The organism is Nonomuraea montanisoli (genome assembly GCF_013363975.1).
Lineage (GTDB): Bacteria > Actinomycetota > Actinomycetes > Streptosporangiales > Streptosporangiaceae > Nonomuraea > Nonomuraea montanisoli.
The window spans coordinates 61,588-85,885 of sequence record NZ_JABWGN010000011.1 but is presented as its reverse complement, the minus strand read 5'-3'; the positions used below and the strand labels follow the sequence as shown (position 1 = coordinate 85,885).

The 24,298-nt window shown below is 72.8% G+C and carries 24 protein-coding genes; 10 read left to right on the top strand and 14 right to left on the bottom strand.

From position 1 onward, the window contains the following. Positions 1 to 31: 31 nt before the first annotated feature. The gene (locus tag HTZ77_RS27910; protein WP_175592682.1) at positions 32 to 922 is read left to right on the top strand and encodes an alpha/beta fold hydrolase; all 891 of its coding nucleotides are present in this window, start codon (positions 32 to 34) and stop codon (positions 920 to 922) included. Here the strand turns inward: HTZ77_RS27910 and HTZ77_RS48400 are convergent. Next, the gene (locus HTZ77_RS48400; protein WP_328808802.1) at positions 902 to 2,203 is read right to left on the bottom strand and encodes a cytochrome P450; all 1,302 of its coding nucleotides are present in this window, start codon (positions 2,201 to 2,203) and stop codon (positions 902 to 904) included. The genes HTZ77_RS27910 and HTZ77_RS48400 overlap by 21 nt on opposite strands. A 128-nt stretch (positions 2,204 to 2,331) precedes the next feature. On the opposite strand from HTZ77_RS48400, the gene HTZ77_RS27900 reads away from it, so the two are divergent. Then, a complete protein-coding gene (locus tag HTZ77_RS27900; protein WP_175592681.1) occupies positions 2,332 to 3,276 on the top strand; it encodes an HpcH/HpaI aldolase/citrate lyase family protein in 945 nt (314 codons plus the stop codon). Here HTZ77_RS27900 and HTZ77_RS27895 read toward each other — a convergent pair. Then, the gene (locus HTZ77_RS27895; protein ID WP_175592680.1) at positions 3,273 to 3,821 is read right to left on the bottom strand and encodes a DUF6529 family protein; all 549 of its coding nucleotides are present in this window, start codon (positions 3,819 to 3,821) and stop codon (positions 3,273 to 3,275) included. The genes HTZ77_RS27900 and HTZ77_RS27895 overlap by 4 nt on opposite strands. Beyond that, positions 3,818 to 4,579: a hypothetical protein gene (locus HTZ77_RS27890; protein ID WP_175592679.1), complete on the bottom strand. Its 762-nt coding sequence runs from the start codon at positions 4,577 to 4,579 to the stop codon at positions 3,818 to 3,820. The genes HTZ77_RS27895 and HTZ77_RS27890 overlap by 4 nt, the downstream gene beginning before the upstream one ends. A 100-nt stretch (positions 4,580 to 4,679) precedes the next feature. On the opposite strand from HTZ77_RS27890, the gene HTZ77_RS27885 reads away from it, so the two are divergent. Together HTZ77_RS27885 and HTZ77_RS27880 are read left to right on the top strand one after the other, a co-directional pair. Then, positions 4,680 to 5,792 (top strand): CPBP family intramembrane glutamic endopeptidase, encoded by a 1,113-nt coding sequence (locus HTZ77_RS27885; protein WP_175592678.1) that lies wholly within the window; start codon positions 4,680 to 4,682, stop codon positions 5,790 to 5,792. A 298-nt stretch (positions 5,793 to 6,090) separates the two neighbouring features. After that, on the top strand, positions 6,091 to 9,594 hold the full coding sequence (locus HTZ77_RS27880) for a hypothetical protein (protein ID WP_175592677.1): 3,504 nt from the start codon (positions 6,091 to 6,093) through the stop codon (positions 9,592 to 9,594). 220 nt (positions 9,595 to 9,814) lie between these two features. On the opposite strand, the gene HTZ77_RS27875 is transcribed toward HTZ77_RS27880, so the two are convergent. Beyond that, entirely contained in the window at positions 9,815 to 10,216 is a 402-nt protein-coding gene (locus HTZ77_RS27875; RefSeq protein ID WP_175592676.1) for an NUDIX hydrolase, read from the bottom strand. A gap of 67 nt (positions 10,217 to 10,283) precedes the next feature. Here HTZ77_RS27875 and HTZ77_RS27870 point away from each other — a divergent pair, with 67 nt between their 5' ends. The 4 genes from HTZ77_RS27870 to HTZ77_RS27855 all read left to right on the top strand — a co-directional run bounded on the left by HTZ77_RS27870 (position 10,284) and on the right by HTZ77_RS27855 (position 14,110). After that, positions 10,284 to 10,916, top strand: coding sequence for a DUF6758 family protein (locus tag HTZ77_RS27870; protein ID WP_205303697.1), 633 nt, complete (start codon positions 10,284 to 10,286; stop codon positions 10,914 to 10,916). A 41-nt stretch (positions 10,917 to 10,957) separates the two neighbouring features. Next, a complete protein-coding gene (locus HTZ77_RS27865; protein ID WP_175592674.1) occupies positions 10,958 to 11,671 on the top strand; it encodes an MBL fold metallo-hydrolase in 714 nt (237 codons plus the stop codon). 290 nt (positions 11,672 to 11,961) lie between these two features. Beyond that, entirely contained in the window at positions 11,962 to 12,882 is a 921-nt protein-coding gene (locus tag HTZ77_RS27860) for a RecB family exonuclease (RefSeq protein ID WP_175592673.1), read from the top strand. 874 nt (positions 12,883 to 13,756) lie between these two features. Continuing rightward, positions 13,757 to 14,110, top strand: a complete 354-nt coding sequence (locus HTZ77_RS27855) for a helix-turn-helix domain-containing protein (RefSeq protein ID WP_175592672.1) — start codon at positions 13,757 to 13,759, stop codon at positions 14,108 to 14,110. A 105-nt stretch (positions 14,111 to 14,215) separates the two neighbouring features. Here HTZ77_RS27855 and HTZ77_RS27850 read toward each other — a convergent pair whose 3' ends face one another. The 3 genes from HTZ77_RS27850 to HTZ77_RS27840 form a co-directional block, all read right to left on the bottom strand. Next, positions 14,216 to 15,118: an oxygenase MpaB family protein gene (locus tag HTZ77_RS27850; RefSeq protein WP_175592671.1), complete on the bottom strand. Its 903-nt coding sequence runs from the start codon at positions 15,116 to 15,118 to the stop codon at positions 14,216 to 14,218. Positions 15,119 to 15,132: 14 nt separating this feature from the next. Next, positions 15,133 to 16,023 carry an alpha/beta fold hydrolase gene (locus HTZ77_RS27845; protein WP_175592670.1) on the bottom strand — a complete coding sequence of 297 codons (891 nt, stop codon included), beginning with the start codon at positions 16,021 to 16,023 and terminating at the stop codon, positions 15,133 to 15,135. 167 nt (positions 16,024 to 16,190) lie between these two features. Further along, a complete protein-coding gene (locus tag HTZ77_RS27840; RefSeq protein ID WP_205303693.1) occupies positions 16,191 to 18,020 on the bottom strand; it encodes a DEAD/DEAH box helicase in 1,830 nt (609 codons plus the stop codon). A gap of 348 nt (positions 18,021 to 18,368) precedes the next feature. Between HTZ77_RS27840 and HTZ77_RS27835 the strand changes: the two genes are divergently transcribed. Beyond that, entirely contained in the window at positions 18,369 to 19,013 is a 645-nt protein-coding gene (locus HTZ77_RS27835) for a ferritin-like fold-containing protein (RefSeq protein WP_175592668.1), read from the top strand. 440 nt (positions 19,014 to 19,453) lie between these two features. Here the strand turns inward: HTZ77_RS27835 and HTZ77_RS27830 are convergent, their stop codons facing one another. The 4 genes from HTZ77_RS27830 to ligD form a co-directional block, all read right to left on the bottom strand. Beyond that, positions 19,454 to 19,687, bottom strand: coding sequence for a DUF3107 domain-containing protein (locus tag HTZ77_RS27830; RefSeq protein ID WP_407940565.1), 234 nt, complete (start codon positions 19,685 to 19,687; stop codon positions 19,454 to 19,456). A gap of 118 nt (positions 19,688 to 19,805) precedes the next feature. Beyond that, positions 19,806 to 20,426, bottom strand: a complete 621-nt coding sequence (locus HTZ77_RS27825; RefSeq protein WP_175592667.1) for a TetR/AcrR family transcriptional regulator — start codon at positions 20,424 to 20,426, stop codon at positions 19,806 to 19,808. 65 nt (positions 20,427 to 20,491) lie between these two features. After that, on the bottom strand, positions 20,492 to 20,695 hold the full coding sequence (locus HTZ77_RS27820) for a hypothetical protein (protein ID WP_175592666.1): 204 nt from the start codon (positions 20,693 to 20,695) through the stop codon (positions 20,492 to 20,494). Between the two features lie 56 nt (positions 20,696 to 20,751). Next, complete coding sequence (gene ligD / locus HTZ77_RS27815; RefSeq protein ID WP_328808801.1) at positions 20,752 to 21,627, bottom strand: non-homologous end-joining DNA ligase; 876 nt, start codon at positions 21,625 to 21,627, stop codon at positions 20,752 to 20,754. Positions 21,628 to 21,775: 148 nt separating this feature from the next. Between ligD and ku the strand changes: the two genes are divergently transcribed. After that, a complete protein-coding gene (ku, locus tag HTZ77_RS27810; protein ID WP_175592665.1) occupies positions 21,776 to 22,696 on the top strand; it encodes a non-homologous end joining protein Ku in 921 nt (306 codons plus the stop codon). Between the two features lie 107 nt (positions 22,697 to 22,803). On the opposite strand, the gene HTZ77_RS27805 is transcribed toward ku, so the two are convergent. The 3 genes from HTZ77_RS27805 to HTZ77_RS27795 form a co-directional block, all read right to left on the bottom strand. Beyond that, entirely contained in the window at positions 22,804 to 23,106 is a 303-nt protein-coding gene (locus HTZ77_RS27805; protein WP_175592664.1) for a hypothetical protein, read from the bottom strand. 113 nt (positions 23,107 to 23,219) lie between these two features. Further along, the gene (locus HTZ77_RS27800; protein WP_175592663.1) at positions 23,220 to 23,498 is read right to left on the bottom strand and encodes a hypothetical protein; all 279 of its coding nucleotides are present in this window, start codon (positions 23,496 to 23,498) and stop codon (positions 23,220 to 23,222) included. A gap of 164 nt (positions 23,499 to 23,662) precedes the next feature. Next, positions 23,663 to 23,962, bottom strand: coding sequence for a hypothetical protein (locus HTZ77_RS27795; RefSeq protein ID WP_175592662.1), 300 nt, complete (start codon positions 23,960 to 23,962; stop codon positions 23,663 to 23,665). Between the last annotated feature and the right edge of the window lie 336 nt (positions 23,963 to 24,298).

Below are 24,298 nucleotides of genomic sequence, written 5' to 3'. Positions count from 1 at the left end.
CCGGTCGGGAACGTACTAGGAGGGATTTGTCGTGAAATATGGGGTGCGGGAGCCGGAGCGGCTGGGCCGGGTGACGCTGCGCGACGGGCGGGGGCTCGGCTGGGCGGAGTGGGGGCCGGCGGACGGGACGCCGGTGCTGTTCTTCCCCGGCGCGGCGACCGGCAGGAGCCTCGGCTTCGGCGCGGACGACCTCGCACGGCTCGGCGTGCGGCTGGTCTCGGTGGACCGGCCGGGACTGGGCGCCTCCGATCCCGACCCGGAGCGTACGTTGCTGACCTGGGCGGACGACGTCCGCGACCTCGTCGGCGGGCTCGGCCTGACGGGCGGCGCGGCGGTGGTGGGCTTCTCGCACGGCGCGCCGTTCGCGCTGGCGTGCGCGGCCGCCGGGGTCGTGACGGCGGCGTCGGTGGTGTCCGGGCTGGACGAGCTCACTCATCCCGAGCTGGCCGGGCTCCTGGATCCCGGTGTGGCGGGGCTCGTACGGGCGGCCGGGGAGGACCCGGACGGGCTGGAGGCGGCCATGACGCGCGACGCGGGCGCGGAGATGATGTGGCGGCTCGTGACCGAGCTGAGCCATCCGTCCGACGTCGCGCTCTACACCGACCCGGCGTTCGCCCCCGCCTACCGGCGGGCGCTGGAGGAGGGCTTCGCGCAGGGCGCCGCCGGGTACGCGCGCGATCTGGTGCTCGCCTACCGTCCGTGGCCGTTCGCGGTGGAGAGCATCACCGTGCCGGTCGAGCTCTGGTGCGGCGGGCACGACCCCGGGACCGTCCACTCCCCGGACCACGGGGCCGTCCTGTCGCGCCGCATCCCCGGATCCCGGCTGCGCGTGCTGCCCGACGAGGGCGGCTCGCTGCTGTGGACCCGCTCGGCGGACGTGCTGGAGGGGCTGCTGGAGCTGTCACAGAGTCACGGGGAGTGAGACCAGGCGCCACGTGCCCGGGTCGGGGGCGCGCCGCGCCCTCTCCGGGGCGGGCGCGAGGCCCGGGAAGCGGCGCAGCAGCGCGGCCAGCGCCGCCTCGGTCTCCACCCTGGCGAGCGAGGCGCCGAGGCAGAAGTGCGCCCCGTGGGCGAACCCCAGGTGGGTCGCCTCGCGGGACAGCGTGACGTCCAGCCGGTCGGGGGCGGCGAACGCGCGCGGGTCCCGGTTGGCGGCGGCGACCGAGGCCGTCACGGCGTCGCCCGCCCGGATCGTGACGCCGTGCAGTTCGACGTCCTCGCGCGCGTGGCGGGGGACCGTCAGCAGGATCGGGCCGCACCAGCGGATCAGCTCCTCGACGGCGCGGGGCATGAGGGCGGGGTCCTCGCGCAGCGCCTTGAGCTGATCCGGCTCGGACAGCAGGGCGTGCACGGCGTTCGCGATGAGGTTCGCCGGCGTCTGCCCGGCCAGGACCAGGTGCCAGACCAGCGTGACCAGCTCGGTGTCGGTGAGCCGGTCGCCGTCCTCGGCCTGCGCGCGGATGAGCTCGGACAGCAGGTCGGGGCCCGCTTCGGCGCGGCGGCGGGCGACCGCCTCCCTGGCGCCGGCCATGATCCCGGGGATGGCCGCGGCGAATCCCCGGCCCGCGCCCGCCGCGACCAGCGCGCCGTACTCGTGCCAGCGCGCCCGGTCCGGCTCGGGCACCCCCACCAGCTCGCAGATGACCTCCATCGGCAGCGGCGCGGCGAAGTGCCGCAGCAGGTCCACCCCACTGCCGGTGGCGCCGTTCGCCGGTAGCTCCGTCCCGCTGCCGGTGGCGCGGTTCGCCGGTAGCTCCGTCCCGCTGCCGGTGGCGCGGTTCGCCGGCTGGTCCGTCCCGCTGTCGGTGGCGCCGTTCGTCGCGTGGCTCGGCAGCGCGTCGAGCAGGCGTTCCACGACTCGCTCGATCGCGGGCCGGAGGGCCGCGGCCCGGCGCGCGGTGAACGCGGGCGCGACCAGCCGGCGCAGCCGCAGGTGCTCGGGCCCGTCCATCTCCGACATCGTCCGCATGTACGGCAGGCAGTCCGCGGGCACGTCCGGCCGCAGGAAGCTGCCGGAGGTGATCGCGAACCGGGGGTCCGCCAGCATCGCCCGGGCGCCCTCGTGCCGGGTCAGCGTCCACAGCGGCGGAAGACCCGGGGTGATCACCCGGGCCAGCGGTGACCGCTCCCGCGCCTTGCCGTACGCCGTGAACGGGTCGCCGACCACGTCGGGATCGGTGAGGTCGATCTCCGGGACGTTCACCGTCGCACCCCTTCCAGATGATATGACAATCTAGATGATGTCATCATTTGAGATCAAGACATGTCGATTCCGACCGGGAACCGCGCCGGCCGTCACCGTCTCCAGGCGGAACCACTAGCGTGTGCGGCATGCGCTCACGTCGTTCGGTCCTGGCAGTGCCCGGCAGCAACCCCCGGTTCCTGGAGAAGGCCCAGACCCTGCCGGTGGACGCGGTCTTCCTCGACCTGGAGGACTCCGTCGCGCCGCTGGCCAAGGACGAGGCCCGCGCCAACGTGGTGACCGCGCTGCGCGAGGGCGACTGGACCGGCAAGAGCCGCGTCGTCCGGGTCAACGACCTGTCGACCCAGTGGACGTACCGGGACGTGATCGAGGTCGTCGAGGGCGCCGGCGACCGGCTCGACTGCCTCATGCTGCCCAAGGTCCAGGACTCCACCGAGGTGATCTGGCTCGACACGCTGCTCACCCAGATCGAGAAGGCCATGGGCTTCGAGGTGGGCCGCATCGGCATCGAGGCGCAGATCGAGAGCGCGCGCGGGCTGGTCAACGTCGACACGATCGCGGGCTGCTCCCGGCGGCTGGAGACGCTGGTGTTCGGCCCCGCCGACTTCATGGCCTCCATCAACATGCGCACCCTGGTCGTGGGCGAGCAGCCGCCCGGCTACACCGAGGGCGACGCCTACCACTACATCCTCATGCGGCTGCTCATGGCCGCCCGGACGCACGACCTCCAGGTGATCGACGGGCCGTACCTCCAGATCAAGGACGTCGACGGCTTCACGCGGGTGGCCCGGCGGTCCGCCGCGCTCGGCTTCGACGGCAAGTGGGTGCTGCACCCGTCACAGGTGGACGCGGCCAACGCGGTCTTCTCGCCGAGCCAGGGGGACTACGACCACGCCGAGCTGATCCTCGACGCGTACGAGTACCACACGACGGTCGAGCGGCGCGGCGCCGTCATGCTGGGCGACGAGATGATCGACGAGGCGTCGCGCAAGATGGCGCTGGTCGTCGCCGCCAAGGGGCGCGCCGCCGGGCTGAGCCGTACGAAGACGTTCCAGCCCGGCGAAGCCCGTTAGAGCGTCACCCCGACGCTGGTGAAGAACCAGAACGCCGAGGTCAGCCAGAGCCCCACGAGCGCCGTGAACGCCAGCCCGCCCAGCACCGGCAGCGTCCAGCCCGGCGTGCCCCGCTTGGGCAGGGCCAGCATCTTCGCGGTGAACACCCCGTAGAAGAAGCAGCCGAGCAGCGAGTGGGCGAGCACCCGCGGCACGTCGTACTGGAGCCCCAGCGCGTACAGGCAGTGGAACGCGACCGGGATCGTCAGGATGAACGCGAGCCGGCCCGACCAGCGGTGCACGAGCGGCGAGATGGGGATCGGCAGCCTGCCCCACATCGACAGGGCCGAGATGACCTGGACGATCGCCAGCGCGAACGCGCCCATCGTCAGCCACGCCTTCATCGGCAGGGCCCCCGAGAAGCCCGCCGGTCCGACGGCGAAGCCCGTGGGGGCGTGGAGGCGGCCGTACACGCCCAGCGCCACCGCCACGAGCGCGCCCACGAGCAGCGGGGTGAGCAGGACGGCCGAGCCGGTGGGCCGGCGGCGGCGCACGGTGGTGGTCATCGCATCTCCTCGATGAAGCCGTCGACGTCCTTCGGGTAGAGCGTGGTGTCACCGGCGGTCACGGGGTCGGTCGGCCGGTCGCCGTTGAGCTGGGGGACGTCGATCTGCTCCTCGCCCGCGAACGCGGCGCCGACCTGGGTGAAGCCGCCCTGCGGGCGCTTCAGCACGATCCAGCCCGCGCGGATCTTCGCCCCGCGCACCTGGGCGCTCGCCCGGTACAGGCCCGACGGCTTCTTGACCGTCGGCGCGGTGAACGTCCAGCGCTTGCCGCCGACCTTCAGCCAGCCCGTGGCCTTGCCGCCGCCCAGGCCGGCCCCGGCCGCCGCGCCGCCGAAGCCCGCCAGGCCGATCTTCCCCTCGGCCGCGTCGCCCTTGAACCACGCCTCGGTACGGCCGTCGCAGAAGTAGCCGATGGCCTTGTCGCCGCGGACGGAGATGGCGATGAGGCCGCCGTTGCGGTCGACGCGGCCGGCGTAGTCGGCCTTCACCGGGCCCTTGGCCGTGCGGGACGGCGACGGCGTGGCCTCCGGGGTGCTCTCCTTCGTGCCCTTTTGGGTGCTCTGCTCCGGCGCGGGGGTCTCGGCGCCGGTATCGGTGGTGTCGTTGGTCTCGTTGGCGGTCGCGTCGCCGGACGCGCCGGTGTCGCTCGCGGCGGGGGTACGGTTCGCCACGGGTGTCGCGGTGATGCTGGCGACACCGAGCCCCGCGGCGAGCACTGCTCCGGCCGCCAGGGTGAGGACAGGTCCCAGCCTTGACATTGGATCCGCTCCCAGGGTCGACATGCTGACAGCCCGATCATCCGCCCAAAACGTGGCGCCGTCTGTGAACTAATGCGCATCGGGTGGACAGAATGTAAAGATGCAGGAGAACGCAGGACCCCAGCCCCCGGCGCCCGGGCCGGAAGGCCCCTCCTACGGCGCGGCACCCGCTCCTCCGTACGGTGGCCGGCCCGGAGACGCCCCGTACGGCGGCGGGCCCGGCGTCTCTCCGTACGCCGGCCAGCCTGGTGTCTCTCCGTATCCCGGCCAGCCGCCCTATCCCGGGGCGGCGCTGCCGCAGCCGGTGCCCTGGTTCGCGCCCACGCCGTCGGGCGCCCGCTACGACCACCTGGCCAGGACGCCCCTCGCCCGCCCGTGGCGGGAGATCGTCGGGACCCTGACGGTCGCCGTCGGGTTCGTGGTCGTTGGGGTTGTGGTGGTCCTCGCCGGCTCCGTGCTCGCGGCGCTCGCCGGGCTGCCCATGCCGATCACCCCGGACGAGACGTTCGGCGACCCGGTCTTCGGGATGGCGGTGCTGCTGCTGTCGATCGCGGCCGTGCTGCCGCTGGTGTTCGGCACGGCCGCGCTCGTGCAGCGGCGCCGGCCCGGCACGCTCTCGTCGGTGGCCGGGCGGCTGCGCTGGCCGTGGCTGCTGTGGTGCGCGGGGCTCGCCGTGCTCGCCCTGGTGCTGGGGCAGGCCGCCCAGGCGGCGGCGCTCGCGCTGACCGGGGAGGACACCTCCGACATGTTCGGATGGGCGGGCTGGACGGAGTTCCTGCCGGCGCTGGTGGTGATCGTGCTGCTGGTGCCCTTCCAGGCGGCGGCCGAGGAGTACATCTTCCGCGGCTGGGTGCTCCAGGCGGTGGGCGCGCACGTGCGCAACCCGGTGTGGGCGATCGTGCTCGGGGCCGCGCTGTTCGCCTCCCTGCACGGCTACACGGGGGCGGGGATCGTGGACGTGTTCGCGTTCGGGGCGGTCATGGGGTGGCTGGCCGTACGGACGGGAGGGCTGGAGGCGCCGATCGCGCTGCACGTGGTGAACAACATGATGGCCTTCGGGCTGAGCGCGGCGGCGGGGAACCTGGACCAGGCGCTGCGGCAGGGGGCGGTGCCGTGGCAGGCGCTCGCGGGGACCGTCGTGCAGCTCGGGGTGTTCGCCGGTGGGGTTCTCTATCTCGCGAAAAAGCGGTCAATCAACGTCTTTTCCGGATGAATCCGGTGGCTGGTCTGAGGAATCTCGCTAGAGAGGTCTCGCCATTCTGGCTTCGGCGTGCTGGTCTGGATCCTGTGGGGAGGCGAGGATAGCGGAGGTGATCATCTCTGCCTGGCGGGGTACTTGTCGACGCGTGCCAACCTTCCATGCTCTGGGCGCATGGACCCGAAACAGGCACCTGCAAGTGGACACAAGCCCTGGAGCGGTCCTCATCGCCCGGCCGGATCCCGGAAGTGTGGTTTCTGCCCTGTTCCTTAGGTTCGACCCGTTCGACGAGCTCGACTAGGAGGTGCGCCGCGTGGCCTCCGGCCCCAGCGACCCGCCACGGCGACCGCCGGGTGACGACGACCCTCACCCGGCCCCTGCCCCCGACCCGTCCGTGACGCCCTCGTCCACCCCGGACCCGTCAGCCCGTGACGAGCCGCGCATCAGGCATTCCCCGCCCGGCCCCACGGACGACCGGGCCAGGGGATTACCGCTGGCGTCGCCCTGGGGCATGCCGCCGTTCTCGTCGCCCGTGCCCGAGGACGAGGAGCCGCAGGAGCCGCCCCGGGGACGCCGGCCGTACAGCTCGCCGACCGCCGAACCGGAGGCCGAGCCGCGCCGCAGGCCCCGGCGGCTGGTGAACCGGCCCGACAAGCTCGTCGCCAGCGGCCCGCCCCGTCCCCAGCCGCCCCGCCCACCGCGCCAGGACGAGAGCCGCCCGGCCCATGCGGCGGAGCGGAGGGACGACCTGCCGCCCGGCGTCGTGCCGGCGGGGGTGGCGCCGCCCGAGGTGGTGGATCCGGGGGTGCTGCCGACCGGGGTGGTGCCGCGCTCGTGGTTCGAGAAGGACGACAGCGCGCCGGACCCGAACCCGCCCCGGGACCCTGATGCGATCATCAGCCCGGAGGACGTCCACAGGGCTCCCCGGATCATCGATCCGCCCGTGACCCATGGCCCGGGTGCCGCTCATGGCCCGGACGCCGCCCGCGGCCCCGACGAGGACGAGTCCGACGGCCTCCCCTCCCGGGCCCGCCCGTACGTCGCCGCCCCCTTTCCCCTGATCGACGCCCCGCCCCATACCCAGGGCTCACTGCACGAGGACGCGTCCGCCCACGAGGGCACGTCCGCCCAGGGTGACGCGTCTGTCCACGGGAACGCCGCCTTCCGGGCAGACGCCCTGCACCGCGACGCCACGCCTCACGAGCAAGGCGCCGACGCGCCGCACCACGCGCCCGGTCACAGTGCGCCCGGTCACGGCGTGCCCGGTCACGCCGCCCTCGGCGGGTACCCCGAAGACGAGCCCGAAGAAGCGCTCGAAGAAGAACGCGCGGACGCGCCCAGAGAAGAGCACGTAGACGAACACAGGGACGAACACGGGGACGAGCGCGGGGACGAGTCCGGCCGTGAGCCCGAGGTGCGGCGGGTGGGCAGGCCGCCCGGCGGCCGGCCGACGCGACCCGACCTGCTCGTCGCCTCCGGCCCGCCCCGCTCCGGCGTCCCCGGCGGCCGCCACCACCGGGGCCCCGCCCCCTCGGCCGTCCGCAGGGCCGGCCCGGTGCGCGGCCGGCGCGGGATGGTCGCCCCCGTGGCCGTCGTCCTGACGCTCGCCCTGATCATCGCCGCCACCGTGATCGTGTGGCGGTGGAGCACCCCGGCCGGCCCCGCGCTGCGCCTGGCGGCCGGCACCGGCCGGTCCGGCGACGACCTGTTCACGGTGCCGTCCGCCGGCGACGGCTCCAACCAGGTGCTCAACGACATGGCCTCCACCGGCGCGACCGTGGTCGCCGTGGGCAGCGACACGACCAGCCCGACCCCGCGCCCGCTGTTCCTCGTCTCCTCCGACAGCGGGAAGACCTGGCGGCTCGGCCGGGTGAGCGGCGGCGCGACCACCTCCACGGTGCGGCGGGTCGTCGGCGGCGACGGCCGCTGGCTGGCCATCGGCGGCGACCCGGCCGGCGGCGGACGCGGCCTGTGGACGAGCGCCGACGGCCTGGCCTGGACGGCCGTGGAGGAGAGCGGTCTCGCGGCGTTCCGCAACGGCGACGTGGTGGCCGACATCGCGGTGACCCGGTCGGGGTTCGTGGCGGTGGGCGGCACGGCACTGGCGGACGGCGGGGTGGGCCCGGTGGCCTGGTGGTCGGCCGACGGGCGCGCCTGGCGGCGGACGGATCTGCGCGAGCTGGACGCGTTCGACCTGCGGGCGGTCGTGGCCAGGGGCGACACGGTCGTCGCGGTGGCCCGCCCGACGCAGGGCGAGGGCTCCCGGGTGGTGCGCTCGGCCGACGGCGGGCGCACCTGGCGGGCGACCGGGTTCCAGCTCCCGGAGGCGCTGCCGCGCGCCGGGTCGCTGGCCGTGCTGCCGAAGCAGTTCGTGCTCGTGCCCACCCGGCAGCGCACGATCGAGGGCACCGTACGGGTCTACTGCTCACCGTCCGGGGAGCAGTGGGCGCAGTGCGGCTCGATCGGCGGGCTCGACGGCGAGAGCCCCGGCGTCGAATCGGTGATCACCCATCCGGGCGGCGTCGCCGTGGTGGCGCAGGCCAAGCTGGACTCGTACGCGGTGCTGAACAGCTCCGACGGACGCACCTGGACGAAACGGGCGGACCTGTCGGGTCTGAAGGGAGCCACGCTGCGCGGGTTCTCGATCACGCGGTCCGGCACGCTGCTCGCGGGCGGCGACCGGGCGGCGGCGGACGTCGACAACCAGCTCGTGCTGCTGTCCGCGCCGCCGCGCGGTGCCGCGTCCCGCGTACGGCTGGCCGACGTGGAGGGCCTGTCGCGGATCGCCCGCCAGACCAACGGCCTGGCCGCCCACGACGGCAGGTACGTCGCGGTCGGCAGCGCCTCCGGCGACGCGGGCATCTGGACCAGCCTCAACTGGAAGAGCTGGACCTCGATGAGCCTCGGCGGCCCGCGCGAGCAGCAGCTCGCCGACGTCGTCCACGGCCGCCGGGGCTGGCTCGCGGCCGGCTCCACGCAGGCGGGCATCGGCGTCACCGAGCCGCTGCTCGTCTCCTCCGACGACGGCCGCTCCTGGAGGACGATCCCCGCGACCGGCGACCTGGCCCGCGCGCAGGACCACCCGCGTCTCGCCGTGACGGCCGTGGCGGCCGGTCCGGACGGGTACGTGCTGGCCGGCGAGGACACGAACGCCTCCGGCGCGACCGGTCCGGCGCTCTGGTTCACCCGCGACCTGCGCAGGTTCACCCGCTCGCGCAAGCTGCCGCAGGGCGGCGCCGGCGTCCGCGTGCACGACCTGACCGCCACCCCGGACGGCTACGTCGCGGTGGGTGTGGCCGGCGGCGGCGACGGGGAGCGCGGCGTGGTCTGGGTGTCGGAGGACGGCCTCAACTGGAAGGCCCGCAAGCGGGTCCTCCCGGACGGGGCGTCCTCGGCCGGGCTGAGCCACGTCGCCGCGTACCAGGACAGACTGGTCGCCATCGGAGCCGCCCGCGTGCAGGGCGCGCGCCGGGTCTTCGCGGCGGTCTCGCGGGACGACGGCGCCACCTGGAGCACGGCGTGGCTGCCGGTCGAGAAGGCGGCGGACGTGGACGACCTGGCGGCGACGGACCAGGGGCTGGTGGCGGTCGGTTGGCACGGCACGCCGGGCGACGCCGACAGCGCCGCGTGGATCTCCCAGGACGGCACGTCCTGGACCCGCTCCGACCTGACCAAGGACCGGCTCGGCGGGCCGGGCATGCAGTGGCTGGCGGCGGTCACGGTGGCCGGATCGGAGGTGGTGGGCCTCGGCCGCAGCACCACCTACGACGCCGACCACCTGATCCTGTGGACCTCCACCCTGACGTCCAGCCGCTGACCGCCCAGGGGGATCGTCAGGGACACGAGAGACAGGCCGCCGAGCCGGCGCCAGGCGGATCACGTCCCACCGGACAGGCGGGTCACGTCCCACCGGGCAGGCGGGTCACGTCCCACCGGGCAGGCGGGTCACGTCCCACCGGGCAGGCGGGTCACGTTCTGCCGGGCAGGCGGGTCACGTCGCGCCTGCCCGGCCTGTCATGGCATGCCGGTCAGGCGGGTCACGCGGGCAGGGGCCACACGCCCCACTCGCGCAGTATTTCGGCCAGCCCCTCGGTCAGCGGCAGCCGGGCCACGTCCCGAGGCGAGCACCAGCGCGCCTCGGCCGCGTCGTCGGCGGCGGCCAGCGCGCCGCCCGTCACGGCGGCCAGATAGTCACGGATCTCGTACGTCACCCCGCCCGGCCCTGGCCGGTCCACGACGCCCGCGAGCCGGCCCACGGCCACGCGCAGGCCCGTCTCCTCCAGCACCTCGCGCTCCAGGGCCATGACGTCCGTCTCGCCCGGCTCGACCCGGCCGCCCGGGATCGACCACAGGCCCTCGCCCGGCGGGTGGCCGCGCCGCACGAGCAGCAGCCTGCCCTGCCCGTCCGTGATCACCGCGCCCACACAATTTACGCGCACCTGACCAACATTACGGCGACAGGACGGCCACGGCCTTGACGGCACCGTGCTCCACGACGCACCGTTGATGACTGTGAAAGCGGCTCCGACCTGCCCACGGTGCTTTGGCCCGCTTCACGGGCCCAACGTGTGGTCCAGCGCATGGCGGTGCGACGCGCACGGCGACGTGCTGCCCTTCCAGCCCCCGTATCCGGCCTCCGACGTCGCCGCCGAGGCGCTGCGCAAGAGCTCGGTCGTCCCCGTGTGGATGCCCTGGCCGCTGCCCGCCGGGTGGCTGGTCACGGGGTTCGCCGAGGCGGGTGACGAGCGCAGCGGCGGCCGGGCCAGCGTGGTCGCGCTCAGCGGCCCGTCGCTCAGCCACGGGCCCGCCGACCTGCTGGTCGTCGCCGAGGAGCCGGGCGTGGGGCTGGGCGCGGCGTTCGCCGGGCTGAGCGGGCCCGACCCGGGCGCGGGGTTCGACGCGGGGCCGCCGAACGCGAAGGTCGAGGTGCTCGGCCACCCCACGCCGCTGTGGTGCGTCGGCGGGGCGGCCGACCGCGCCGTCTACGCCGGCGAGGCGCTCGGCAACTGGATCTGGACGATCGCCTGGCCCGCCGACGCGGGCTGCCTGATCGCCCTCACCGACCTGAGCCTTCTCGATCTGCGCGACCATGAGTTCGACCTGCCTTTCGGCGCGTTCTCGCCACGCCTCGGCCGTTGAGCAGTACGCTGCGACGGCCGGACGGACTAGGCTTCGGAAACGTGACAGCGCGTATCGAGCGAGTGGTGACCGAGGGCGTCGTCGACATCGACGGCGCCGAGCACAAGGTCGAGAACAACACGTGGATCGTGGGCGACGACGACGAGGTGATCGTCATCGACCCGGCGCGTGACGCCGACAAGATCCTGGAGAAGGTCGGCGAGCGTGAGGTGCTCGCCGTCATCTGCACCCATGGCCTGCCCGACCACGTCGGTGCGGCCATCGAGGTGGCCAGCCGGGACGAGGCCGTCATCGCCCTCCACCCCAAGGACAAGCCGCTGTGGCGGGAGACCTGGTCCGAGACGTGGCCCGACATCGAGATGGAGGACGACGGCGTCTTCGGCGTCGCCGACATCCAGCTCGACGTCATGGAGACGCCCGGCATCAGCCCCGGCGGCGTGTCGCTGTACTCCGAGGCCCTGGGCGCGGTGTTCACCGGCAAGACGCTGCAGGCCGACGGCCCCGGCAAGCTCGGCGGCGAGTATCCCGCCCTGCCCGACCAGCTCACCGCCATCGGCGGGCGCCTGTTCACCCTGCCGGGCGACACCCGGGTGCTGCCCGTCCACGGTGACGAGGTGACCATCGGCGACCTGGAGCCCCACTTCGACGACTGGGTGTCCGGCTCGCTGACCCGCACCGCCGCCGACGAGGAGCAGGGCCCGCTCACCGACGGCACCCGCATCGCCGGCATCAAACTCGACCCGGACGACGACTAGGGTGCGGCGACCCTCCAGCGAGCGAGCCGCCTCCGCGGAGTGGAGGCCATGAGCCCGCGAGGGAGCGCCGTCGCCTGGACTGAGGAGTGGCGGGAGCGTAGCGACCAGAGCGACGAGGGAAGGCGGCGGGTCTGAGCGAGCGAGCCGCCTCCGCGGAGTGGAGGCCATGAGCCCGCGAGGGAGCGCCGTCGCCTGGACTGAGGAGTGGCGGGAGCGTAGCGACCAGAGCGACGAGGGAAGGCGGCGGGTCTGAGCGAGCGAGCCGCCTCCGCGGAGTGGAGGCCATGAACATGGAGCAGCTTCCCCTGGAGGGGATGCCGCGGCGGCTCTACTCGTGCACGCCGTCGCGGCTCAACACCTGGCTCGACTGCCGGCGCCGCTACCGGTTCACCTACCTCGACCGGCCGCAGCCGGCCAAGGGGCCGGGGTGGGCCCACAACAGCGTCGGCGCCAGCGTGCACAACGCGCTGGCCGGCTGGTGGCGCGAGCCGTACGAGCGGCGCACCCCGCTGACCGCGGCCCTTTTACTCACCAACGGGTGGATCAAGGAGGGCTTCCGCGACGAGGAGCAGTCGGCGCGCTGGCTCGGCCGCGCCCGTGACCTCGTCTCCGGTTACGTCAGCACCCTCGACCCCGCCGACGACCCGGTCGGTGTGGAGCGCACCGTCGCCACCCGTACCAAGGTCGTCGCGCTGTCCGGGCGGATCGACCGGCTCGACCGGCGGGGCGAGGAGCTGGTGGTCGTCGACTACAAGACAGGGCGGCGCCCGCTCACCCAGGACGACGCCCGCTCGTCGCTCGCGCTGGCCGTCTACGCCATCGCGGCGTCCCGGATGATGCGCACGCCCTGCCACCAGGTAGAGCTGCACCATCTGCCGACCGGCGAGATCGTCGAGTGGCGGCACACGGACGAGTCGCTGGGACGTCACCTGCGGCGGGCCGAGGAGGTGGCGGAGGAGGCGTCGGTCGCCGACGAGCGCTACCGCGAGGCCGTGGCCGCGCCTCCCGGCTCCGCCCGGGGACGGGCCAGGCAGGGACAGGCCGCACAGGAGCGGGCAGCGCAGGAGGCGCCGCAGGTGCCGGCCGAGGTGGACGCGCTGTTCGCGCCCAACCCGGGGCCGATCTGCTCCTGGTGCGACTTCCGCCGCCACTGCCCCGAGGGCCGGACCGCCGGCCCCGACCGCAACCCCTGGGACGGCCTGGCCGAATAGCCGGCTGGGCGTTCGCCGACGCCGACGCCGCCACCGCCAGGCTGCGGTCGAGGCCGGCGGGACCCGGGACAGGTACGTGGCAGCAGCCGCCCGAGCGAGGGTGACGCCCTGTGCTCGGGCGCTGTGCTGGACCCCGACAGGTAGCGCCTGGCCACACACGCACATCCGGCCTCCAGGCAGCGTCCGTGCATACACGCGCAGCCGGCCGGCTGTCCCCGCCGGCGAGCGGCCCGCGGGACGGCCATGTGCCCGCCCTCGTCCCCTCAGACCCCGTGGCCCATGTCCTCTGCCGCTGTCCTCTGCCGCGCCGAGTGCCGACGTGCGACGCGCCCTCGGGCTCCAACTGCTCACGCCCCACCACGGCGTCGCCGCCTGAGCAGCTGCTTTGGCGGGTGCCGGAAATCTGTAGTGGCGAGAGTAGACATTCGCGGCCAGCGGGGCTAATGTTTCTGTCATCGTAAGGAACGAAAACCGGGTAGCACAGGAAGACCAGCATCACGACGAACTACCCGGCATGTCGTACGAAGTGGAAGTTGAGGGCAGAAGGTCGGACGTGACGGGCCAGCGCAGTGGTAAGGGGCCCTGATCGTGGACGCGCTGCCGTTGGTAAGGGTCAGAACAAAGTAATGAAGGGAGTGTTGGACGCCATCCAGGATCGCCCGTCGCCGGCTGAAGTCCTCGCCGCACGGGTACCGCAGTTCCACAGATAGGAAGGTGGTCTACGGTCACGCATCCGCGATCCCCGCATCGCCGCGCACTTCGGCCGATGCGGATAACAGTGAGCCGGCCAAATGGCCGGTAGATGGTGTTGAACCTCTTCGGGGCCCCGGCGCGACACGCGCCGGGGCCCCCTGTCGCATGATGAAAGGCCCGTATGGATCAAACACCCCCAACCGCCGGCGCCGCCCTGTTCGGGCACGGCAGCGCCGACGACAGGTTCGACGACGAGGACTACCCCGCCTACAGCATGGGCGCGGCCGCGGAGCTGCTCCAGGTCACCCCGGCGTTCCTGCGCTCCTTGGGCGCCGCCAAGCTGATCGAGCCGCAGCGCTCCAGCGGCGGTCACCGCCGCTACTCCCGCTACCAACTCCGCCTGGCCGCGCGGGCCCGCGAACTGGTCGACCAGGGCACACCGCTGGAAGCCGCCTGCCGCATCATCATCCTGGAGGACCAGCTCGCCGAGGCGCTGCGGATCAACAGCTCCCGCGATCAGCCTGCCCAGGACTAGCGCCGGCACTTTCGTCGATCACGCGGCCTGATCTCTCGGAGAGAGGATCAGGCCCTTCGATGTCGTCCTGGACAGCCGGGCCGACGCGTCCTGGCGCGGCACCGGTCAGCGCATCGGCCGGCGGCGCGGGTCGGTCAGGCCGCGCAGACCCCTGCTCACGTCGTAGCCGGCCGCGCCGAGCCGTTCGCGGCAGCCCCGCAGCATGGCCCGCGTGGCCGGCATGAACGCCCGGTCGTGCATCGGCTCCGGCAGGCCGTTGAACAGCAGCCGGAACGCCCGCAGCCCCGCCGTCACCAGGCCGGGGGGCACCTCGGGCAGCACGCCGTACATCCGCCGCGCCCACTCCGGCAGCGAGTAGTAGCACAGCGCCCCGAACGGGAAGTAGAGCGGCTTGCCCGCCGACAGCATCCGCAGCTCGCGAGGCAGCCGCGGCCACAGCAGGAACCGCACGGTCGCCGCGGCCTCCTCGGTGACGCGCAGCGACGGCCGTACCGCCTTGAAGTAGGCGTCCATCTCGGCGCACGAGCCGGGCACGTCCTCGGCGTGCAGACCCACGTACGTGGCGCTCCTGCGCTGCTCGCTCAGGTAGCGGTCGGCCTGCTCCTCCGTGAGGCCGAGCCCGCCGCGCCGGGCCACCTCCAGGTACGACGACACCTCGGCGCAGTGGACCCAGAGCAGCAGCTCGGGGTCGTCCACGCGGCGCGTCGCGCCCGTGACGGGATCGGTGGCGCGCAGGCTCCGGTGGATGCCCCGCACCCGCCGGCCGATCTCGGCCGCCTCCTCGGGGCTGCCGAACGTCATCCGGCCCACGAAGTCGGCCGTGCGGCGCAGCCGCCCGAACGGGTCGTCCTGGAAGGAGGAGTTCTGCCAGACGCCGCGCATGGCGACCGGATGCAGCGCCTGGAGCATGAGGCCGCGGACACCGCCGACCCACATGGCGCGGTCGAGGTGGACCCGCCAGGTGGCGCTCTCGGGAGGTTGGACGACGATCTCGTCGATGCCGGCCATGATGGGCAGCAGGATTACACGGAGGCGGACCTGGTGTCCATGTGGCGGGTCTCGGCCCGGTTCCAGAACCTGATGAGCGCCGCGGCCGTCGTCTCCGGGGCCTCCACGGCCGGCGAGTGGGCGGCGCCGGGCACCACCACGATCTCCGCGCCGAGCGCTCCGGCCATCTCGGCCTGCACGTCGGCCGGCCAGCCGTCGTCGTGCTCCCCGTACAGGACGAGCGTCGGCACCTCGACCTGACGCAGCTCCTCGGTGCGGTCGTGCATGGTCACGACCTCCCGCGCCATGCGCGACAGGCCGACCGGGGAGTTGGACAGCAGCCGCTTGCGCAGGAACGCCAGGATGTCGTCGGGCACCCCCGCCGACAGGGCCTCCGGCTCGAAGCTGTCGTGCCACACCTGCTCCAGGCCGAACCGCGGCACCTCCTCCATGATCCGGCGGCTGGCGTGCGCCCGCCGCCCGACGATCGCGGCCGGGCCCGAGCTCATCAGCGTGAACGAGGCGAACTTCGTGCGCCCGTCGATGACCGCCTCCCGCGTGACCAGCCCGCCGAAGGAGTGGCCCACCAGGTGGAGCGGCTCGCCGTCGCCGACGATCTGGGCCAGCAGGTCGATGTCGGCGCCGAGCGCGGCGCACGTGTAGGCGCCGGGGTCGTCGGGGCCGGGCGTCTCGTACTGCCCGCGCAGGTCGACCGCGAGCACCCGGCGGCCCGACTGGGCGAGCGTCTGCAGGACCGCGATGAAGTCTTCCTTGCTCCCGGTCAGGCCGGGCACCAGCAGGGCCGGCCAGCGCTCCACCACGCCGCTCACGGGTAGCGCCTCCAGCGCCGCGAAAACGCCCTGGGGCGTTTCCAGCTTCAGCGGCGTGACGCCAGGTGGCAGGTTCAGGAATCGCGGCGTACTCACGTGGGGCAACAATACCCCGAGGTCAGCGCTCCGACACCGGCGAACTGAGGACGCTGGTGCGACTTCTGGCGACTTGCGCCGTCTGTCCTTCCTGGGGGGCCCTGAGGTGAAACGCGACAGGGCGCGCACCCGTGAAGGTGCGCGCCCTGCTCGCTCGTGCCCGTGCGTCAGCCGGCGCGGCGGCGACCGCCGCCACCGCCACCGCCACGGGACTGGCGGCGCTGCTGCTTGCGCTCCGTCGCCGCCGACGGCGCGATGTCGTCGTCGTCCGTGGCCAGGTCAGGCGACTGGAAGATCACCGTGAACGGGTTGGGCGGGATGATCCGCTCCGGCTCCGTGCGGACCGGAGGCGGCGGGGTGGACAGGAAGCTCGGCTCCGGTGCGCGCTCGGCGACCGGCTCCGTCTCCCGCACCTCGCGCACCGTCTCCCGCACCTCGCCGCGCGCCGTCTCGCGAGTCTCGCGCGAAGTCTCCCGCGTCTCGCGCTCCGTCTCCCGCGCCTGACGCCGGCCGGTGTCGGCCTCGGTCTCCCGGGTCCGGCGCCGGGTGGTGTCGGCGGTGTCCGTGGCGTCGGCGGCCGGCTGGGCGGCCGTGCGGCGCGTACGGCGGCGCGGCTCGGCGGCCACGGCCTCCACCTCGTCCGCGGAGATGATCGCGGGCGTCTCGTCGATCTTGCGTGAGCGGTTGTCCACGAGCTCGACCTCCGGCGTCTCTACGGGAGCGTCTTCGGCCAGCCTTCCGCCACGGGTGCGGCGGCGCTGGCGTGGCGTGCGCGCCGGGCGCTCCTCGCGCTCCTCGCGCTCGTCGCGGCGGCGGCCACGGGTGCGGGAACGGCCGGTCTCACCGAGATCCTCCAGGCGCTCGGCCGACAGCCCCGCCCGCGAGCGGTTGGCGTGCGGCAGCACGCCCTTGGTGCCCTCGGGGATGCTCAGCTCGGAGTAGACGTGCGGGGACGTCGAGTACGTCTCCTCGGGCTCGGCGAACTCGAGGCCGAGCATCTGGTTGATCATCTTCCAGCGGGTCAGCTCCTCCCACTCGACGAAGGTGACCGCGATGCCCGTGCGCCCGGCCCGGCCGGTGCGGCCGACGCGGTGCACGTAGGTCTTGTCGTCGGTGGGGGCGTCGTAGTTGACCACGTGGGTGACGTCGTCGATGTCGATGCCGCGCGCCGCGACGTCGGTGGCGACGAGCACGTCGATCTTGCCGTTGCGGAACGCCCGCAGGGCCTGCTCGCGCTGGCCCTGCCCGAGGTCGCCGTGGACGGCCGCCACCGCGAACCCGCGGGTGTCGAGCTGCTCGGACACCATGTCGCAGGCCCGCTTGGTCTCGCAGAAGACCATGGTGAGCCCGCGGCCGTCGGCCTGGAGCAGCCGGGCCACGATCTCGATCTTGTCCATCCGGTGGACCCGCCACACGAGCTGGCGGACCTGCGGCGTGGCCTCGCCCTCGCCGCTGTCGTGCTCGGCGCGGACGTGGGTGGGCCGGTTGAGGTACTTGCGCGACAGCGCGACGATCTCGCCCGGCATGGTCGCCGAGAACAGCATGGTCTGCCGCTGCTCGGGGATGAGCTTGAAGATCCGCTCGATGTCGGGCAGGAAGCCCAGGTCGAGCATGCGGTCGGCCTCGTCGAGCACGAGCGAGGTGATCTGGCTCAGGTCGAGGTGCTTCTGCTTGACCAGGTCGAGCAGGCGGCCGGGGGTGCCGACGATCACGTCGACACCGGCCTTGAGCGCCTCGATCTGCGGCTCGTACGCGCGCCCGCCGTACACGGTCAGGACTCGGGAGCCGAGCTTGCCCGCGGCGGTGACGAGGTCCTCGCTGACCTGCGTGGCCAGCTCGCGGGTCGGCACGACGACGAGCCCGCGCGGCTTCTTGCGGTTCTTGCGCGGCTTGCCGATGCTCTGGAGCATCGCGATGCCGAACGCGTAGGTCTTGCCGGTGCCCGTGCGGGCCTGTCCGATCAGGTCCTGGCCGCCCAGTGCGAGCGGGAGTGCCATCTCCTGGATCGGGAACGGCGTGGTGATGCCCTCGGTCTCGAGGGCATCGGCGATTTCTGGAGTGACTCCGAGGTCTCGGAAAGTCGTCAGCGTGGCCTGCCTCAGTCTCAAATGAAGGCGGGCCTGCCGGGACCGATGGGCGTAACGTTCGCCGTCGCCTGGGTCCTCGCGGTAGAGCCAGCCCTCTCGCGTCATAAGCGACCGCGGGCCCGGGGAGTCGGGGGTTTTCGGGGGATCCCCCGAATTTACACAGTGCGGTCGCACTTTCACAGAGCAGTGTACTCGATACCACAACGCTGACCGAGCTTCCGGATGTTCCCGAAGATTTCGCGAAGTACGCTGCGTTCCATGAAGGAGTCTCCTGGTGTGGTCGATCTGCTCGGTGTCCTGGCGTATGCCGAGCTCAGCGCGTTCGCGCGGATGACCGAGGACGCCGCGACGCTGGCGCCCTCCCTGACGGACCGGGCCGCCCTGAGCGAGCTGGCCGTGGCGGAGTACGCGCACTTCCGGCTGCTGCGCGACCAGCTCGCCGAGCTCGGCGCCGATCCCGAGGAGGCCATGTCGCCGTTCGTGGCGGCGCTCGACGGCTGGCACGCCCAGACCGCGCCGGGCGACTGGCTGGAGGCTCTGGTCAAGGCGTACGTGGGGGAGGGGATCGCGCTCGACTTCTACCGGGAGGCGGCCAGGCGGCTGGACCCGCCGCTCGCCAAGCTGGTGGACGTGGTGCTCGCCGACGAGGGCCGTTCGCAGTTCGCGGTGGAGCGGGTCAGGGCCGCGCTGGAGGCCGATCCGGTCGCGGCGGGACGGCTGGCGCTGTGGGCGCGGCGGCTCGTCGGCGAGGCGCTCAGCCAGGGGCAGCGCGTGGCGGCGGCGCGGCCGGAGCTGGCGCGCATGCTGGTGCCCGCCGACGCGGACGACCAGGCCGAGATCTCACGGATGTTCGCCCGCCTGACGGAGGAGCACGGCAAGCGCATGACGGCCCTGGGCCTCTGACGAGCTGCGCATGACGGCCCTGAGCCTCTGACGAGCCCGCGACGCTCCTGCGACCTGTGACGCCCCCTGGGGGGCCGGCGCGGCGGGTCACCGGTGGGGCGGGTCAGGGATGGTGCGCGCGGATGCCCTGGCGGGCGAGGCGGCAGCCCCGGGGAGGCCGGCGGGCGGGCAGCGCCTCCCGCGGTGGTTCGGTGGCTGGGCAGCGTGCGCTCTCCCTGCGGAGCACGGGGCGCGGGGTCCAGCGATCGGGTCCGCATCTCGTCAAGGAACCGCCGTGGCGGCGCCAGGCCCTCATAATGGCACGGTACAGCCGTTTCGGCTCGCGCGCCCGCCCGATCGGGCGACACCGTCGTCCCGGCACAGAAACCCGGTCAGGGGATGGGACAGCGCGGGGGAGAGCCCGGCGGGTGAGGGGATGAGCCCCTCACCCGTGGCTCATGTCAGAGGGTGCCGCCGAAGCCGACCGGGCGGGACTCGTCCTCGCCGATCTCGACGAACCCCAGCGACGACGTCGGCACGAGGACGCGCCTGCCCTTGACGTCGGTCAGCGCGACCACGCCGCGCTCGACCGCCAGGGCGTTCCTGATCTCCTCTTCGACCTGCTCGGCCGACAGCTCGGTCTCGATGACGAGCTCGCGGTGCACGGACCGTACACCGATCTTGACTTCCATCATGCTCCCTTTCGTGCCTGTGGACGCGGCCGCTCCGAGCTCGCGCTCGACGGGGGCTGGCACTCTCATGGTCACCCCTGCGGGGGCCGGGCGGGCGGGGTGATCGCGCCCAGCGAACGGGTTAAGCCGTACGCGGAAAACCGCTGATGCCACGCCAGGCGAGGCGGGCGACGAGTTGCTCGGCCGCCTCCTTGGGGATGGAGCCGTGCGTGGTGACCCAGTAGCGGGCGCTCACCTCGGCCATGCCGACCAGGCCGACGCCCAGGAGATGGGCCTCGTCGCTGGTGCAGCCGGTGTCCTCCTGGATCACCGCGCTGACCATCTCCGCGCACTCGCGCAGCGAGCGCTCCACGCGCTGGCGCACCGGCGCGACGTTGCGCAGGTCGGACTCGAACACCAGCCGGAACGCCTCGCCCTGGCTGGAGACGAAGTCGAAGAACGCCGCGAACGTCGCCTGGACCCGCAGCTTGTTCTCGTGGGTGGAGGCGAGGGCCTCGCGGCACCGGTTGACCATGTCGTCCACGTGCATGTCGAGCAGCGCGAGGTACAGCTCGAGCTTGCCGGGGAAGTGCTGGTAGAGCACCGGCTTGCTGACCCCGGCCCGGTCGGCGATCTCGTCCATGGCGGCCGCGTGGTAGCCGTTCTCGACGAACACTTCCTGGGCGGCGCTGAGCAGCTGCCGGCGGCGGGCGAGTCGGGGCAGCCGGGTGCCCCGGGGCTTGGCGTCCGGGGTTGCTGTCACGCGGGTCTCCCATGGGTCTGTTCAGTGTGCCGTGTCGGCACATCCTACGTGCGGGTCAGGCGACCTCACCGGTAGTCGTCGTCATCGAGGTCCACGACGCGGTCCTGGTCGGCGGCGTCGGCGGGGTCGGCCTCCAGCGGAAGGCTGGGGCGCCGGCCTCCGGTGTCCTCGCGGGCTGGACGGTGCTGATCCAGGGCGTCGGCCTCCGGCGCCTCGATCGACATCTCGTCCTCGTCCTCGAAGGTGCGGTCGTCGTCGATCTCCGACATGTGAAGTCCCCTTCCAGATGTGGACCGTCGGCCAGACTGTGTGGACCGTCACCAGACTACGCCCGGGCGAACAGATCGCCGTGTTGCGCGACCCGGTCGAGCACGTCCGGTGCGGTGAACACCAGGTCGTCGGGGTGCTCGCAGCCCTCGACCTCCTCCCAGAGCAGCGGCGTGGAGACGGTCGGGTGCTGCCGGGCGCGCAGCGAGTAGGGCGCCACGGTCGTCTTGGCCGGGTTGTTCTGGCTCCAGTCGATGAACACCTTGCCGGGGCGCGCCTTCCTGGCCATGACGCTCACCACCTGGTCCGGGCGCTCCTTCTCCAGGACCTGGGCGAGCCGCCTGGCGTACGCGGACGGCTCCTCGCGGCAGTCCCAGTCGGCGTACAGCTGCATGCCCTTGTTGCCGCTGGTCTTCGGCCGGGCGGTCAGCCCCTCGGCGCGCAGCACGTCGCGCAGCAGGAGCGCCACCTCGCAGCACTCGACGACGGTGGCCGGGGGGCCGGGGTCGAGGTCGAAGACCAGCGTGTCGGGCGGCAGCGCCGCGCCGTCGCCGGAGACCCGCCACTGCGGGACGTGCAGCTCCAGCGCGGCCAGGTTGGCGTAGTACGCGAGCGTGGGCAGGTCGTCGACGACGGCGAAGTCGATGGTCTCGCGGTTCTTGATGCTGCCGGGCACCGGGAGGCGCACCCTGCGCACCCAGCCGGGGGTGTGCTCGGGGGCGTTCTTCTCGAAGAAGAACGGGCCCTCGACGCCGTTGGGGTAGCGCTTGACCGTCAGTGGACGGCCCCGGAGGTGGGGGAGGAGGGCGGGCGCGACGCGGGTGTAGTAGTCGATGACCTCGGCCTTGGTGAAGCCGTCCTCGGGATAGAGGATCTTGCCGAGGTTGCTGAGCACCAGCTCGCGCCCGTCGACGCGGACGGGGACCTTGCTCACCGGGCGACCTCCGTTCTCGCACGCGTCAGGCCACCTCCCCGGGGAGATCGGGTCTAACCCTTCGGGGTGGCGCCGGGTATGGCATTGGTCGCCCCGCGACGGGTATGTGCTCCTTGGCCAGTCATCTGTTACCGCTTGAGGAGTGACCATGCGCAGCATCTGGAAGGGTGCGATCTCCTTCGGGCTGGTCACGATCCCCGTCAAGCTCTTCTCCGCCACGGAGCAGAAGGACGTCGCCTTCCACCAGGTCCATCGCGAGGACGGCGGCCGCATCCGCTACAAGCGGGTCTGCACGGTGGACGGCGAGGAGGTCCCCTACTCCGACATCGCCAAGGGGTACGAGCTGGCCGGCGGCGAGATGGTGGTGCTGAGCGACGAGGACTTCGAGGACCTGCCGCTCAGCACGTCGCGCCGCATCGACGTGCTCCAGTTCACTCCCGCCGAGCAGATCGACCCCATCTACTTCGCCAAGGCGTACTACCTGGAGCCGGACGCGCAGGGCTCCAAGCCGTACGTGCTGCTGCGCGACGCGCTGGAGAGCTCGGGACAGGTGGCGGTCGTCAAGGTGGCGCTGCGCCAGCGCGAGTCGCTGGCGACGCTGCGGGTGCGCGACGGGGTGTTCGTCCTGGAGACGATGCTCTGGCCGGACGAGATCCGCAAGCCGGACTTCGAGTTCCTGGAGGAGGACATCGAGGTACGGCCACAGGAGCTCAAGATGGCCGAGTCCCTCATCACGACGATGGAGTCGGACTTCGACCCCACGGAGTACCGCGACGCCTACCGTGAGGCGCTCCAGCAGGTCATCGAGGCCAAGGTGGAGGGCAGGGAGGTCGTCGCGCCGCAGGAGGCCGAGGAGGAGGGCGGCCCGGCCGTGGACCTCATGGCCGCGCTGCGGGCCAGCGTGGAGGCCGCCAAGCGGGAACGCGGCGGCGAGCCCGCCAAGGGCCGCAAGCCGGCGGGCCGGGCCGCGTCCGGGGCGGGCAAGGGCACGCGCAAGGGCACGGAGAAGGCCGAGGAGAAGGCCGAGGAGAAGGCCGCGCCCAAGCGCAAGGCGCGCAAGTCCGCCTGAGCACCGGCCGCCGGGCGCGTGCCGCCGGGCACCCCGGCGCGGACAGGTGGCTCACCCTCGCGCGCCGGAGTGTCGCCCCGTGACTGCGGGCGAGTTGCCGGGCCCGCCTACTTCCCGGGAGGCGGGGTCGGCGTGAACGTCGGTCGCGGCCGGACATTGACCGCCGTCGCGTCGGCGTCGGCGTCGTTGCGGTTGACGGCGACGTTGTTGTTCCTGTTCCGGATGCGGATGCGGATGCGGCCGAAGTTCTCGTTGTCGTTGCGGAGACGCCAGCGCGGCCACGGCTGGAAGTTCGGGGTCGTGACCGACGCGTTCGACACGGTGGTGGTGCCGGTGGCGATCACCACGGCGCCGCCGGTCAGAGCGACGGCGGTGACGACACCGGCGATCGCGTGCTTGTGGACGGACATGAGAAGGACTCCTCGAAGTGCGATGACAGGTTGCCCCCGGGCAAAGGGAGAGCCCGCGCCCCCGCGAGCTGGGCCGTGGGGGCGCGGGCTCTCCGGAGACGTGCGTCGGGCTCCTACTGACCGGGGCCCTTGGTGGTGACCGTGACCGTCGGGCGCGGACGTTCGACGTTGACGGCGACCGCGTCGGCGTCGGCGCGGTTGTCGTTGTCGTTGACGTTGTTGTTGTGGAGCGTGATGCGCACCTTCACCCGGTTGCGGTGGCCGCCGTCGGCCTGGAAGCCGGGGGTCGTGGCCGAGGCGGACGACATGGTGCCGGCGGCGATCGCGACGACGCCGCCGGTCAGAGCGAGAGCGGTGACGACACCGGCGATCGCGTGCTTGTACGTGGACACGAAAGAACTCCTCGAAGTGTGATGACTCATCTGCGCGGACAAGGCGAGTGCCTGCGCCCACGCGGCTGCTTCGCAGGAGGGCAGGACCCTCCCGGCAGCCACGACGGACACAGGCACTCGGGGGACGAGTTCAGGGCTCGTCCCGGTGGGCCGGACCCGGTGGGTCAGTCCTCTTCGCGGTTGACCGCGACGGCGTCGGCGTCGGCGCGGTTGTCGTTGTTGTTGACGTTGTTGTTGTGGATGTGCAGGCGGATCCTCACCCGCGAACGGCCGTCGTTGCCGCGGCCGCCCCACCCGCCGCAACGCCAGCGGCAGCCACAGCCCCAGCTGTGTCCACACGTGGCGGCGCCGGTCGTGCCGACAGAAGCGCTGGCGCTCGACGTGGTCGTGGCCGCGACCAGCGTGACGAAGCCGCCGGAGAGCACCGAGGCGGCCGCGAGGCCGGCCATCGCTCGCTTGAACATGGAATTCCCCCGAAGAATGGTGAGTGAACGCGCCATCCGTGCGCTCTGCTCGCGCTACGGGAATGGCAGTTGTTGCGCTTCGATGGTCATGCCGAAGGCGCGGAAAGACGGGCTGGAGTTTTCTCCGTTCCAGCTACGGATCGAGCGTCTTTTCTGCACTGCCTTTTTCAGCGAGGGGGGTGGGGGGGGGGGGGCCGGCCGCCCCCCCCCCCCCCGGCCGCCACCGGTGGTGGGAGGCGATCCGTCATGGATCAACCCAGCTCGCCGGGCTTCTTGCCGAACCACTTGACGTAGATCTTCTCGTACGTGCCGTCGGACTTGGCCTGGGTGATCGTG

What these genes read in the sequence shown, in the direction of transcription:
- HTZ77_RS27900 (WP_175592681.1), top strand. Translation starts at nt 2,332, where the DNA reads ATGCGCTCACGTCGTTCGGTCCTGGCAGTGCCCGGCAGCAACCCCCGG.
- HTZ77_RS27895 (WP_175592680.1), bottom strand. Translation starts at nt 3,821, where the DNA reads ATGACCACCACCGTGCGCCGCCGCCGGCCCACCGGCTCGGCCGTCCTG.
- HTZ77_RS27890 (WP_175592679.1), bottom strand. Translation starts at nt 4,579, where the DNA reads ATGTCAAGGCTGGGACCTGTCCTCACCCTGGCGGCCGGAGCAGTGCTC.
- HTZ77_RS27885 (WP_175592678.1), top strand. Translation starts at nt 4,680, where the DNA reads ATGCAGGAGAACGCAGGACCCCAGCCCCCGGCGCCCGGGCCGGAAGGC.
- HTZ77_RS27870 (WP_205303697.1), top strand. Translation starts at nt 10,284, where the DNA reads ATGACTGTGAAAGCGGCTCCGACCTGCCCACGGTGCTTTGGCCCGCTT.
- HTZ77_RS27860 (WP_175592673.1), top strand. Translation starts at nt 11,962, where the DNA reads ATGGAGCAGCTTCCCCTGGAGGGGATGCCGCGGCGGCTCTACTCGTGC.
- HTZ77_RS27855 (WP_175592672.1), top strand. Translation starts at nt 13,757, where the DNA reads ATGGATCAAACACCCCCAACCGCCGGCGCCGCCCTGTTCGGGCACGGC.
- HTZ77_RS27850 (WP_175592671.1), bottom strand. Translation starts at nt 15,118, where the DNA reads ATGGCCGGCATCGACGAGATCGTCGTCCAACCTCCCGAGAGCGCCACC.
- HTZ77_RS27840 (WP_205303693.1), bottom strand. Translation starts at nt 18,020, where the DNA reads ATGGCACTCCCGCTCGCACTGGGCGGCCAGGACCTGATCGGACAGGCC.
- HTZ77_RS27835 (WP_175592668.1), top strand. Translation starts at nt 18,369, where the DNA reads ATGAAGGAGTCTCCTGGTGTGGTCGATCTGCTCGGTGTCCTGGCGTAT.
- HTZ77_RS27830 (WP_407940565.1), bottom strand. Translation starts at nt 19,687, where the DNA reads ATGATGGAAGTCAAGATCGGTGTACGGTCCGTGCACCGCGAGCTCGTC.
- HTZ77_RS27820 (WP_175592666.1), bottom strand. Translation starts at nt 20,695, where the DNA reads ATGTCGGAGATCGACGACGACCGCACCTTCGAGGACGAGGACGAGATG.
- ku (WP_175592665.1), top strand. Translation starts at nt 21,776, where the DNA reads ATGCGCAGCATCTGGAAGGGTGCGATCTCCTTCGGGCTGGTCACGATC.
- HTZ77_RS27805 (WP_175592664.1), bottom strand. Translation starts at nt 23,106, where the DNA reads ATGTCCGTCCACAAGCACGCGATCGCCGGTGTCGTCACCGCCGTCGCT.
- HTZ77_RS27795 (WP_175592662.1), bottom strand. Translation starts at nt 23,962, where the DNA reads ATGTTCAAGCGAGCGATGGCCGGCCTCGCGGCCGCCTCGGTGCTCTCC.